Source organism: Fibrobacter sp. UBA4297, from assembly GCF_002394865.1.
Classification (GTDB): Bacteria; Fibrobacterota; Fibrobacteria; order Fibrobacterales; family Fibrobacteraceae; genus Fibrobacter.
Genome location: NZ_DGUZ01000001.1, coordinates 85,921 through 97,826, shown reverse-complemented (window position 1 = coordinate 97,826; position 11,906 = coordinate 85,921). Strand labels below are relative to the sequence as shown.

The window sequence follows — 11,906 nt, the reverse complement described above, 5'->3', positions numbered from 1 at the left end:
ATCAGCCCTCATTATTTTTATGTGTATTTTTAGACAAAGGGAACATCTGCAAGTTCAATCGATAAACTTGACACGGTTCCTTACACATGTTGGCAATCGCCACAATCTTTCTGCGACAGGAATCCAGCTCCCGCACAATCTGTTCGTAAGTTTCTCGGTCAATCCCCATGGTCACACCGGAAACGTCGCGGTCATGAACATCAAACTCATCAATGGCTTTCTGTGCAAAGCCCGCCATTTCACGGTGCATCGAGCGAACAACCAAAGGCATCACTTCAGAATTACCGACCAAGGCCTTATCCGTTTGCTCATAGACATTTTCGGACTTGCGTTGCAAAATCCCGACTCTCACCATAAAATCCAGGGAATTACGGACTTCATCGGCAGTGATCGGATTCCAGCACATTTGGGCAACATCTTCGGGAGTAGCCCCAGGCATCATCGCCACCAGTTCACGCAGAACCGGATTTTTCCAGGATTCAAAATACGTGAACGCATCCCCATCGACCACTCGAATTTTGTTGGCGTCCGCAATATTTCTCATGTTTGCAAAGGCGGTCTTTTTCGTTTCGTCATCCTTCGCTTGGTTATACCGCACCAAATTGCGAAAATAAGCATTTTCAAAGCCGCCCAAATTCATAGCCGCAGCGACTCTTTCAATCCCCAACTCGCTAAGGCTGCTTTTCCCTTCACACACCAACTTCAAGTAAGTTGGTGACGTAAAGCCAGCCAGACGCGCGAATTCACGCCACGTAAACGAGCTAGTCCTCTTACGCTCATCATAAAAATCCTGCATGCAGCAGCGATAATCACGATATTCTGTTACTGGTTTCATAAAACCGCCCAATAAGAAACTTTTCTCTCCATGACTTTAATATAACATATTTTGTATCATTAGACAAGTTTTTAATGATACAAAATTAAAAAAATTCACTTTTTTTGCCTAAAGGACTTGACTGAATCAAAACATATTTTTAAATATGGTTCACCGATTGAGAAATCAATCGAACCATTTGGGGTGGTAGCTCAATTTTGGTTAGAGCACCGGCCTGTCACGCCGGAGGTTGCGAGTTCAAGCCTCGTCTATCCCGCGAAAAAGCACTTCTCTTTGAGAAGTGCTTTTCATTTGTTGAGCGCAGCGAAACAAACAAACATCTCACCTCTCAAAAGAGAGGGTTTTTCGTTTTTTAGCCATTTTCCACCCTCCACAAGCCATTTCAATCCATAGTCGCAATTGTACGAACACGTTTCAACACCTTCTTCAAAAAATGTTTATATTAAAAATTAAGAAGGAGTTTTTTATGAAGAACATTCATAAATACATACTTATCGTTTTAATCTGCGGGCTTATTTTCTTTATTCTCGGCTACCCCTGTCGAGAACTTTTCAGAATTTCAGAAACGACCGAAGTCCGCATTGTGGCGGCCCTCCCCCTACTTTTCGGCATTTCCTTTGGATTTGCAGGCGTCCTCGGCTGCGCGATTGCAAACCTCATCGCCGACATCATGTCAGGCTATGACGCCATCATCTTTATCCCGGGATTTTTCGTCCAGATTATTTACGGTTACGTCCCTGCCGTGATTTGGAACAGGCTCCGCAAAAACGACAAGAACAAGTTCAAGCTCGACAAGATTTACAAGAACGTGCAGTACATGCTCATCGTCATCCTAGATTCGCTTGCGGCAGCGTTCATGGTCGTAAGCGTCATCAAACTAAAATTTGACGAACACTATTTTTCGATGCTCTCGGCAAACATTTTCTTCAATCAATTTATCACGATGGTGATTATAGGGTTTCCGTATCTAATCTGCGCCTCGCTCATTTGCCAGCGAAAAATGCGCAAAAAGCAAAAAAAATCCACAAAGTTCATCTTTTCTTTTTCGCTCAACGAAAAATTCATTTTGTTTTTCCTCGCCACAAGCATCATCATTTCAGTAGCATTTGGAATTACAAGCTACCCAAGCATTGCACTTAAATACGGCGAGAACAATCTTTACCTCTGGAATTACGTTTACTTTTACATCGGCACATTGCTGAACATCGGTATCTGGGTTTCACTCGGGTTCCTCTACTACATGGAGCGCACCGTCACAAAGCCTATCGAAAGCATGAGCGAAATTGCCAAGACATTCGGGCAAAATACGGACATTTACGAAAGAATCCACAACACTCTGCAAAAATGCCACCAGTACATCTATTTTACCTCTGAAGTCGGGAAACTCGCACGTTCCTACGAAGAAATGGCCAAGGAACTAGACGATTACGTCAAGAATCTGACCGAAGCGACAGCAACGCAGCAAAAAGTCCACACGGAGCTTTCCATTGCAACGGCAATCCAACGAGCCTCACTTTCAAAGCCCGTCAACGTCGAAGGTTTTGAAAATTACGCCATGATGCGCCCCGCCCTCGAAGTTGGCGGTGACTTTTACGACAACCTCATGCTAGATGACGACCACCTCGCACTTGTAATTGCAGATGTTTCGGGCAAGGGCGTACCCGCCGCGCTCTTTATGATGGTTTCCAAGATCGTGTTGAGGCACAACTTGCAACACGGCCTCTCGCCTGCCGAAGCGCTCAGCCGCGCAAACGACGAACTCGCCGAGCACAACGTTCACGACATGTTTGTCACATGCCTTTGCGGCGTGCTGAATATCAAGACAGGACACCTCGTTTACGCCAATGCAGGCCACGAAAAGCCATTCATCAAACACGCTAACGGAGATTTCGAAGTCGCAACCCTTAAAAGCGGATTCGTCCTCGCCGGCATGGAAGGCTACAAGTACAGGGAATTCGAAGTGCAGCTTAAGCCAGGCGATACGATTTTCACCTACACCGACGGCGTTCCCGAAGCGACAAACGAAAAAGACGAAGAATTCGGCATGGAGCGCCTCAAGAAAGTCCTGAACGAAGCGAAAGACGATTCTATCCGACTCCTGTGTCGCAAAGTCCGCATGGCGGTCAAGGAATTCGCCGGGAAAGCACCGCAGTTCGACGACATTACAATGCTCGCATTCAAGATGAAATAAAAAAGAAAAAGACCGCCTCTTGACAGGCTAACACCTATTAGCTATTTTAGCTAACAGATATTAGCTGCTGTAAAATACCGCAAGAGTCGCGAACTCCAAAAACAAGAGGCGTCATGTCCACTAAAGAAAAAATTCTCGAAACCGCCCTAACGCTATTTGCCAAGAACGGATATGACGGCACAAGCGTAGAGCAAATTGCCCAGGATGTCGGCATCAAGGCACCGTCGCTTTACAAGCATTTCAAGGGCAAAGAAGACATTTTGAATTCGCTGATTGACATCGCCGAAGCGCGTTACGAGGAATCGTTCGGCTCAGCAAAGAAAGTTGGCGCAATCCCAGAAAGTATCAACGGTTTCATCCACGAGACGATGAAAAAAATCCGCTTTACGATGACCGACCCGATCATCAAGAAGATGCGCATTTTTTTGGTGCAAGAACAGTTCCGCAGCGAACGACTCGCCGAAATCACGACAAGGCATCAGGTGGACGGTCTTTTGCAAATGTACAAGAAAGTTCTCGAAACGCTAATGACCGCAGGCATAATCGTCAAGGACGACCCGGAAATGCTTGCGACAGAGATTACGGCACCCGTTGCACTATGGATTTCTAAAGTCGATCGCCAGCCGAAATGCGAAAAAGAAGCGCTCAATTTTATCGAGAAGCACTTACAACATTTTTTCAAGATTTACAAGAAATGAATCGACCAATCACCACATTGTTCATGCTAATGTCCGTTGACGGGAAAATAAGGCAAAAAAAATGGCAAAAGAAATTGATCCGAAAAGCACAACAAGAGCTAAGGCATTTGAGTTTTGGATGCAAGCTCCAAATCCGATGGTAACATTTTTCAAAACGCTGAACGTCACAAAGCTCGTGAAAGCAAGCAAAAAACACGGTTTGAAATTCAATATGCTTATGGATTACTGCATCAGATTACCTCAAGTACACAAAAATCGTGGCGGAAAGTTGCCAGGATTGGGACTTGTCCGCTATGAATTGCCGATTTCATTCCAATTCCACCACACGCAAATGGACGGGGCTCACGCCGGGAAGTTCCTTGCGAACTTGCAAAAAGCAATCGATGAACTTCGATAAAATTCGGTAACACTTTTCAAGACCTCAGGTGTTACAGATAAAAAGGATTATCAAAAATGACTTTAGTTTTGAACACATTGGAATCGGACGATTGCACGGAACAAATTAACGCTCTATTTGCGGATAAAAATGAAGAAATAGAAATCATCAACACCGCAGACTTGAAAATCATGCATTGCATGGGTTGCAACAACTGCTGGCTAAAAACTCCAGGCATTTGCAGCATCAAGGACGATTACGAAATCATCCTCATGAAATTGGTCAAAGCCGAGAACTTCTGGATTGTGGCTGATACGAAATTTGGTTTTATTGACTATCGCGGCAAGCGAGTCTTAGATCGCATCGTCCCGATGCTAAACATGTACATCGAATTTCGCGATGGATGGGAACGCCACCAGTTGCGCTATCACCCACTGAATTTTGGAGTCATTTACAAGGGGGACGGCAACCGCAAACTTCTCGAAGAGTGGAGCATGCGAGTCGCCAGAAATATGGCAGGGCATTCGCTCGGCGTAATCTCGCTAGACAAGGATGAGGCTTGCGAAAACGCCGCAGTTCCTTCTGCAAAATGCGTCGCGCCCACTTCTGCCGAACACGTCGTTATCATCAACGGAAGCCCGCGCGTCAAAAAGAACAGCAACACGAACAAGATTGTCCAAGCTTTTGCCGAAGGACTCGAAAAAGCGGGAATCACGCATAAGCTTTATTCGCTCTCGAACCATACCGAATGGGACGAAGCCCGCGAAGCGTTCATTACAAACGACAACATCATCATTGCCGTGCCGCTTTTTGTAGAATGTCTGCCGAGTTTGCTGCTTGAATTCTTAAGCACACTCCCAACAGAACGCAAGCAACCGGCAAAACTTTCGTTCATTCTCCACGGCGGATTCGATGAAGGACATCAACTGCGACTCGGCGAAAAATTTTTGCAGTCGCTCCCCGCCCAACTCGGCTGCACTTGCGGCGGCGTTCTCGTGAAAGGCGGCAGCTTCATGCTTTGCAACCGCGAAAACAGCTACATCAAAAAGATGACCGACAAAATTCTAGCATCTTACGCAAAGATGGGGCTTTCATTTGCCCGCAATGGAAGTTTCTCGACCCCAGAAGCACAAAAATTTACTGGACCCGAAAAGAACCCCTGGATAGGTTTGCTGCTCTTCAACCTCATTTTCAAGCGCATCGTCAAAAAGAATTTCGAGCGTATGGCCCAAGAATTGGGTTGCACTCGCCCGCTAAACGACAAACCGTATTAAAACAAAGAATCAACTTTATGAAACTAAAGAAATTAGAATACAAACTAACAGTCTGTAAAGTAGCGGACATTAAAGATGTTGATACGGACAAGGATTTCTATTTCATAGGTAAGACCGATGAAGAAATATCTCTCGTATGCAAAACAGATGATACGCCACAAAATACTATTGAACGGGATGATGGATGGCAAGGTTTCCGCATTCAGGGTGTGCTAGATTTTTCTCTTATTGGGATTCTTTCAAAGCTCTCAACTATTCTTGCTGAAAATGGTATCGGAATTTTTGCGGTATCCACTTTCAATACGGATTACATTCTTGTGAAAGCTGAAAATTTTGATAAAGCGCTGAAAGTCTTGTCTGATGCGGGATATGATGTGGTGTGATTAGCAGCCATATTTCGTACCACTCGTCGCTAATTGACTATGAAAAAAAACTCTCGGAAATGGACAACAGAAACACGAAAGGTATATGGAAAAAGATACTAACAAATTCTACAAAAAAGACTTGACAGAGCCCTTTAAATAGTATACATTTGTACACGTGTTATAAGAAGGAGATTTCATGCCTTTTGACTTTAAAAAAGAATATAAAGAATTCTACATGCCGAAAGGCAAACCCGAAATCGTCACCATTCCGAAGATGAACTACATCGCGGTGCGTGGCAAAGGCAACCCGAACGAAGAAGATTGCGAATACAAAAAATCCATCGAACTTTTGTACGGCATCGCCTACACTATCAAGATGAGCAAGAAAGGGGACCATAAAATTGAAGGTTACTTTGATTACGTGGTGCCTCCACTTGAAGGATTCTGGTGGCAAGAAACTGTTGACGGAATCGATTACAGCCACAAGGAATATTTCCAGTGGATTTCAGTCATTCGACTTCCAGACTTCGTCACCAAAGCCGATTTCGAATGGGCGATTGAAGAAGCGACCCGCAAAAAGAAAATAGACTTTTCGAAAGTCGAATTTCTAGAAATCGAAGAAGGGCTTTGTGTGCAATGCATGCATTCCGGCTCATACGACGATGAGCCTGCAACTGTTGCAGCAATGGACAAGTTCATTGCTGACAACGGCTATGAAAATGATATTTCGGACACGAGGCGTCATCACGAGATTTACCTTTCTGACGCACGCAAAGTCGCTCCGGAAAAGTTGAAAACAGTCATTCGCCACCCAATTAAAAAGATCTAATACAAATGACGCCCGTCCAACGGGTATGGCAATCTAAAAGGAGAACTTATGGAAATGAAATTTTGTCAGAGCTGCGGAATGCCGCTCACACTGGAAATCCTCGGCACCAACGCCGATGGCAGCAAAAATGATGATTACTGCATCTACTGCTACAAGGACGGCGCCTTCACTGGCGACTTCAACATGGAACAGATGGTCGAATTCTGCTCGCAGTTCGTCGATGAATTCAACAAGAACACCGGCAAGAGCCTGACTCGCGAAGAGTACAAGGCAGAACTCCGCAAATATTTCCCGACGCTCAAGCGCTGGCGCCTCCCCGCGGACCAACTTCCGCACGCCACCTCGCCCATGAAGCAGAAGTTCATCGAGGAGGTCAATGCGCTTAACATCAAGGATATGCCAACCATCGACAACCTCTTTGTTCTGCAGGGTTCGTTCATCAATCAGGAATACAAGATCAACGGCAACATCGTCAAGCTTCTAGACGATAATGCGAGCTACTGGGGCAACCAGGTCGAAAAGATTGGTGCCGAAGGCCGCTGCTTCGGAATCGCCTGCAACGAACGCTACATTCTCGTAAGCGAATATGGCAAGAACGGCACCGATGCAGAAATCGTCGTATTCAAAAAGAGGTAACAGCGCCCCACCTCCAGTAGAAGTCCGCCCATCCCTAGCCCATTCACTTGCCAAACTGCTTTACTTTAGCTATATTCAGCCCACCATCCAATTATGGGGATATAGCTCAGTTGGTAGAGCGACAGGTTCGCAATCTGTAGGTCATGGGTTCGACTCCCACTATCTCCACGTAAAAGAGGCAAGCTTACGCTTGCCTCTTTTTTACTTCATATTACCAAATTCATTAAACAACAACGCCGCCTAAATGTCCCATTTCACGCCAAACTTGAGCTGCGTGAGGACCGTACTTTCGCGGTACAAGCCCTTGTAGAAATTGGGCAAATCCATGTGTTTATAATTACGGTCTAGTCCTAAATAAAAATTCATCATCTTGTATTTCCAAGAAATCAGGCCTCCCCAAGTGCCATTGAACTTCTTGATTTTCTTGAATTCATCGTCCGGACCACCAATTGCAAAACCGTAGAACAAATTCATTTTCGCTTCAACGGAAATACGGTTCTTAAACTTATACGAAATTCTAGAACGGAAAACCGGGCCAAGCCACTTGCCCATCGTCTGGCGATAGACAAAGCTTTCCACCGACGGTGTTTCAGGCGCATTCGCCGCATACGCATCAAATTCCTCATCATCCATGTAGGCGCCATTTTCCTCATAATACTGCCAATAACTATTATAAGCGCTTACCGCCTGCTTGTACGCCGCATAAGATTCCTTAAAGGCCTTGTAGTCAAAGGCGGAATCGGCTTCGAACTTTGCGCCTACATAAACCGTTCCGTTCAAGCCCTCCGAAACAGTCCTATGCCACGACGCATAAGTCGCAAACGACATCGGGCCTGAAGTTTGGTAATAAGCCCAGGCAACAGCGCCGACGCGCTGCTTTTCAAAGCGGAACAAATCTTTTTCGAACCAGAGGTAAAAATCAGACGAAAGTTCCTCGCCCTCGATATTGAAATCATAGCCCGCATCCAGGAGTATTCCATGACCCATCAGCGTGTATTCCAAGCCCAGCACAAGGTTCCAGTCGTTCGTATCAAGAACCGACATTTCATCGTTATTCAAGAAATAGTCGCCCTGCACCGAAGCGGCAAACGTATGCGACCAAGTCGCCGCCGTGTAATCAAAATACGGGTTCACGTTCAAGAAGAGGTCGCCGCCTTTTTCGGCCTCTTCCAAGCCAGTCTCCTTGTAGTGCATGCCGTAAAGCCCAAGCTCGCCTCCCACATGGAATTCCCACGGGCTTGTTGCGCTTTCCGCGCCTTTGGCCTCATCGTCTGCTAAACCAAGTGCAGCCCTGTAATCGCGGATAATCCCCTGGATTTCTTCGGTGTACTCGCCAGGCAACGACACCGCTTCTTCAAAAGCCTTAAGAGCAGCAGGAATATCTCCAGCCTCTTCCGCCTTCATCGCGCGGTAATACGCTTCTTCCTGCGTCTCGGCATAGAGCGCAGTCGCAAGCACAAGCATTATCAAACCAAACCAACGAATCATTTACTTTTTCGGGAAAAGCCCCTTCTCCCAATCTTTCTGATTTGGTTTTTCGCCCCAAGGACCCTTTTCTATCGGACGCGGCATAAACGGATGCTTGGGTTCCATGTGGCCGGGGACAAACGGATTCATACCACCCTGCGGTCCCTTGTGCTGTTCCTTTTCGTCCAATTTCTTTTCGCGGACAAGCTCGTCCTTGGGCTTTTCCATATTCTTTTCATGCGGTTTCTCAGGAATCGCAGGCTTTGCAGCGACACTCGGCATTTCCTTTTTTTCTACCGCCGAATTGTTCCTCAAGTCCCTGAGAATTTGTTCGCGGGCAATGCGGCGTTCTTCGCGCATTTTCTGCCAGTCCACATTTTCCTTTTCGGACATTTTCGGAACTTTATCCAAAGCCTCGCGAGCCTCGACAGGCGTCGGGACGCTTGCTTCCGGGCTAGATTCCAAATCGCCCGCCATGGCAGCGGCAGCCATCACAGCAGAAGCCATTACAATCTTCTTCATGGTGAGTCTCCTTAAATTGAGCTTCAACATTTTACAAATCATCCCTATACCTTAAAGTCTTCTTTTTTCAAGCCCAGGCGTTCCATGATTTCACGCAACACCTTGCGGTCAATGCCAAGAATCGTCGATGCAAGCGTGAGGTTTGCATTCGTGTCCTTGAGAGCGCGAGAGATGACTTCGCGTTCGACCGCTTCGCGGGCTTCCTTGAGCGTGCGCGGCGATTCCTTCGCCTGCACCTGCATATCATCAAGCCCTAAATCCTTGGGCTGAATCACGCCATGCACGGCCTGCACCAAACCTTTCTGCACGCGGTTTTCAAGTTCGCGCACATTGCCCGGCCAGTGGTAACCGAGCAGCGCCTTTTCGGCGTTTCGGCTCAGGTGGAATTTTCCACGGCCATATTCTGCACCATAGCGCTGGATAAAATTCTCCGCCAAGAGCACCACGTCCTGACCGCGATCGCGCAGCGGCGGGAGTTCAAGCGGCAGCACCTGAATGCGGAAGTATAAGTCTTCGCGGAAACGCTTTTCGCGCACCGCCTCTTCCAAATCCACATGCGTTGCGCTTATCACACGCACGTTCACCGGAATTTCGCGGTTATCTCCCACACGCGTGATGTGTTTTTCTTGCAACACGCGCAAAAGCTTCACCTGCATGTTGAGCGGGAGCTCGCCAATTTCATCGAGAAAAATCGTACCGCCGTCGGCTTCTTCGAAAAAGCCCTTCTTGTTCTCAATGGCGCCCGTGAACGAGCCCTTGGCATGCCCGAACATGAGCGATTCCATCAAGTGTTCCGGAATGGCACCGCAGTTCACCGCAATGAACGGCTTTTCGGCACGCGGACTATGCTTGTGGATGTAACGCGCCATCACTTCCTTGCCCGTACCCGTCTCGCCACGGATAATCACCGGAAGCGGGAGCGGCGAAAGTTTATCGGCCATCGCAATCACATCGACCATCGCCTTCGAAGAATAGACAATTCCATCCTTGCGGACAACATTCTTAAGCGTATCGAGCGATTCCTTGTCGCGCAAACGGTCGTAAGCGGCAAACGCAAACTTTTCACAGACCTCCACAAACGAATCGAACAGCGCGCTGTCTTCTTCCGTGAACGGTTCCTTGCGGGCGGCACGCTGCAAATAGAGATACCCGGCCTCAGATTCCGGCGTCCTAAACGGCGACACCATAATGCTTGTGAGCTGGTTCTGCACAATCGACTTGGACAAGTCCGCCGATTCGTCATCTAGCTGGTTCCACACCACGGCGCGTTTTTCGTTTTTCGCAAGCTTGACTGCCGAAATTGAAATCGTGACCCTTTGCGGATTCGAGAAATGGAGCGGATTTTCGCCACCGACATCTAGCACGGCGGCATCGGCATGCAACACGCCTTTAGCCACTTCGAGAATTTTCGGGAAAAGAGCCTCCGGCTGTTCCTCATCTAAAAGAGTCTTGACCACATCAAGCATCTTTTCTGTGGCGAGCATGGATTCCGATTTCATAACAAAGCCCTTTTGCGTTTGCGCTGCTATTCGGCAGAGGGCACCGGGAGCTCCATGAGCAAGCTATCCACCTTCAAATCCGGGGCTTTCTCGCTTTCTACAGACGGCTCAATGTTCCTCGACCGCTTTAACAGCCGGTCCCCTGTCGCATCGATACCGAAACTCATTGTTCCACTCGTAAGCAACAGCACTATCAAGAGTAATATAAGTCCAGAAACGCCTAAAACGGCCCATTTTAGCCAGTTATTTTTCTTGCAAACGACAAACGGAAGCCCCTTTTCGAGGGTGTCCGGAACCTTTTGTACCGCATTCTTTTTGCCATCCGGGCAATTAATGGACTTGGCATATCGGGTAACGCAAGCCGAAAGCGCAATCTCCCCATGCGACACTTTATCAAGTGCAATTTCCAGGATTTCATCAAGCTCGTCAAAGTCTTCGACGCGGTCCGAGATGTCCGCACAGAGAAGCCCCGACCAAAGCGGCTCCAGCGCCGAAAGCTGTTGCGCGCCTTCGGGCGAATCAAAGGCGCCTGTGGCATAAAGCTTTTCCGAGATGTTCAGGTCCTGCACACTTGCCATCTGCTCTGCAAACCGCTCATAGCCATCCGCAGTAATCAAGTCCCTACCCGCAATCCAGCGATACAGCAAAAGCCCAAGGCTAAAGAGGTCGCTCTTTTCGTCGGCAGGCTTGCCCTGAAAGCGCTCCGGAGCCGCATACGCAAGCGCGCCCGGCCCGACAATGCCGCAGTCAATCAAGACCGTACGCAGTCCAAGTCCAGTGTTTTCCGTACGCTCACCGGCAGCATGCGCACTTTCATCTACCGCAAATATTACATTCGCAGGGCTCAAGTCGCCATGCGACACACCCTGTTTGCGCAACGCCGCAAGCGTCGAAGAGACTTGCCTCAGCGCCACAAGCGCGACCGCCACCGGCATCCGTCCAAGCGTTTCCGAAGATTCGCCATCTATATAATCATAAATCAGGTAGGGCGTTCCATCACGATTACCCCATTCTTCAATGCGATAGAGCCCCGGCTCACGCACCTTGCAGGCACATTCCACAACGCCTTCGTCAAACGAGAATCCGTCGTTATACCACTTGAGTACAAAAGGCTTGCCGCCCACATTCAACAGGTAAATCGAGGCTTCGCCGCCCTGGTGCAGCAAGGAGCCTCCTTTCACGGAGTCCAAGAGCGTCTTTTCGAATTTTCTCAT

At 47.8% G+C, this 11,906-nt stretch carries 12 protein-coding genes and 2 tRNA genes; 9 read left to right on the top strand and 5 right to left on the bottom strand.

Features of this window, described 5'->3' with window-relative positions; translation table 11 throughout:
* Position 1: 1 nt before the first annotated feature.
* Positions 2-835, bottom strand: a complete 834-nt coding sequence (locus tag B3A20_RS00450) for a TIGR02147 family protein (RefSeq protein WP_290760673.1) — start codon at positions 833-835, stop codon at positions 2-4.
* 180 nt (positions 836-1,015) lie between these two features.
* Between B3A20_RS00450 and B3A20_RS00445 the strand changes: the two genes are divergently transcribed.
* From B3A20_RS00445 to B3A20_RS00405, 9 genes are all read left to right on the top strand, one after another.
* A tRNA-Asp gene (locus tag B3A20_RS00445) sits at positions 1,016-1,091 on the top strand.
* A 210-nt stretch (positions 1,092-1,301) separates the two neighbouring features.
* Positions 1,302-3,026 carry a SpoIIE family protein phosphatase gene (locus tag B3A20_RS00440; RefSeq protein ID WP_290760671.1) on the top strand — a complete coding sequence of 575 codons (1,725 nt, stop codon included), beginning with the start codon at positions 1,302-1,304 and terminating at the stop codon, positions 3,024-3,026.
* Positions 3,027-3,139: 113 nt separating this feature from the next.
* The gene (locus B3A20_RS00435; RefSeq protein WP_290760668.1) at positions 3,140-3,724 is read left to right on the top strand and encodes a TetR/AcrR family transcriptional regulator; all 585 of its coding nucleotides are present in this window, start codon (positions 3,140-3,142) and stop codon (positions 3,722-3,724) included.
* Positions 3,725-3,785: 61 nt separating this feature from the next.
* Positions 3,786-4,121 (top strand): hypothetical protein, encoded by a 336-nt coding sequence (locus B3A20_RS00430; RefSeq protein WP_290760665.1) that lies wholly within the window; start codon positions 3,786-3,788, stop codon positions 4,119-4,121.
* Positions 4,122-4,177: 56 nt separating this feature from the next.
* On the top strand, positions 4,178-5,374 hold the full coding sequence (locus tag B3A20_RS00425; RefSeq protein ID WP_290760662.1) for an NAD(P)H-dependent oxidoreductase: 1,197 nt from the start codon (positions 4,178-4,180) through the stop codon (positions 5,372-5,374).
* A gap of 17 nt (positions 5,375-5,391) precedes the next feature.
* Positions 5,392-5,757: an ACT domain-containing protein gene (locus tag B3A20_RS00420; RefSeq protein ID WP_290760659.1), complete on the top strand. Its 366-nt coding sequence runs from the start codon at positions 5,392-5,394 to the stop codon at positions 5,755-5,757.
* A gap of 178 nt (positions 5,758-5,935) precedes the next feature.
* On the top strand, positions 5,936-6,568 hold the full coding sequence (locus tag B3A20_RS00415; RefSeq protein ID WP_290760656.1) for a GyrI-like domain-containing protein: 633 nt from the start codon (positions 5,936-5,938) through the stop codon (positions 6,566-6,568).
* 48 nt (positions 6,569-6,616) lie between these two features.
* Positions 6,617-7,204: a zinc ribbon domain-containing protein gene (locus B3A20_RS00410; RefSeq protein WP_290760653.1), complete on the top strand. Its 588-nt coding sequence runs from the start codon at positions 6,617-6,619 to the stop codon at positions 7,202-7,204.
* Positions 7,205-7,299: 95 nt separating this feature from the next.
* Positions 7,300-7,372, top strand: a tRNA-Ala gene (locus B3A20_RS00405).
* A 72-nt stretch (positions 7,373-7,444) separates the two neighbouring features.
* Here B3A20_RS00405 and B3A20_RS00400 read toward each other — a convergent pair.
* From B3A20_RS00400 to B3A20_RS00385, 4 genes are read right to left on the bottom strand one after another with little or no spacing between them, the layout of a single operon-like run.
* Positions 7,445-8,692, bottom strand: coding sequence for a hypothetical protein (locus tag B3A20_RS00400; protein ID WP_290760650.1), 1,248 nt, complete (start codon positions 8,690-8,692; stop codon positions 7,445-7,447).
* Positions 8,693-9,193: a hypothetical protein gene (locus tag B3A20_RS00395; protein ID WP_290760647.1), complete on the bottom strand. Its 501-nt coding sequence runs from the start codon at positions 9,191-9,193 to the stop codon at positions 8,693-8,695.
* Positions 9,194-9,237: 44 nt separating this feature from the next.
* Positions 9,238-10,692 carry a sigma-54 interaction domain-containing protein gene (locus B3A20_RS00390; protein WP_290760643.1) on the bottom strand — a complete coding sequence of 485 codons (1,455 nt, stop codon included), beginning with the start codon at positions 10,690-10,692 and terminating at the stop codon, positions 9,238-9,240.
* 26 nt (positions 10,693-10,718) lie between these two features.
* A complete protein-coding gene (locus tag B3A20_RS00385) occupies positions 10,719-11,906 on the bottom strand; it encodes a serine/threonine protein kinase (protein ID WP_290760639.1) in 1,188 nt (395 codons plus the stop codon).

Bases quoted from the DNA above. Each gene is read 5' to 3' on its own strand.
- B3A20_RS00450 (WP_290760673.1), bottom strand. From the start codon at position 835: ATGAAACCAGTAACAGAATATCGTGATTATCGCTGCTGCATGCAGGAT.
- B3A20_RS00440 (WP_290760671.1), top strand. From the start codon at position 1,302: ATGAAGAACATTCATAAATACATACTTATCGTTTTAATCTGCGGGCTT.
- B3A20_RS00435 (WP_290760668.1), top strand. From the start codon at position 3,140: ATGTCCACTAAAGAAAAAATTCTCGAAACCGCCCTAACGCTATTTGCC.
- B3A20_RS00430 (WP_290760665.1), top strand. From the start codon at position 3,786: ATGGCAAAAGAAATTGATCCGAAAAGCACAACAAGAGCTAAGGCATTT.
- B3A20_RS00425 (WP_290760662.1), top strand. From the start codon at position 4,178: ATGACTTTAGTTTTGAACACATTGGAATCGGACGATTGCACGGAACAA.
- B3A20_RS00420 (WP_290760659.1), top strand. From the start codon at position 5,392: ATGAAACTAAAGAAATTAGAATACAAACTAACAGTCTGTAAAGTAGCG.
- B3A20_RS00415 (WP_290760656.1), top strand. From the start codon at position 5,936: ATGCCTTTTGACTTTAAAAAAGAATATAAAGAATTCTACATGCCGAAA.
- B3A20_RS00410 (WP_290760653.1), top strand. From the start codon at position 6,617: ATGGAAATGAAATTTTGTCAGAGCTGCGGAATGCCGCTCACACTGGAA.
- B3A20_RS00400 (WP_290760650.1), bottom strand. From the start codon at position 8,692: ATGATTCGTTGGTTTGGTTTGATAATGCTTGTGCTTGCGACTGCGCTC.
- B3A20_RS00395 (WP_290760647.1), bottom strand. From the start codon at position 9,193: ATGAAGAAGATTGTAATGGCTTCTGCTGTGATGGCTGCCGCTGCCATG.
- B3A20_RS00390 (WP_290760643.1), bottom strand. From the start codon at position 10,692: ATGAAATCGGAATCCATGCTCGCCACAGAAAAGATGCTTGATGTGGTC.
- B3A20_RS00385 (WP_290760639.1), bottom strand. From the start codon at position 11,906: ATGAGAAAATTCGAAAAGACGCTCTTGGACTCCGTGAAAGGAGGCTCC.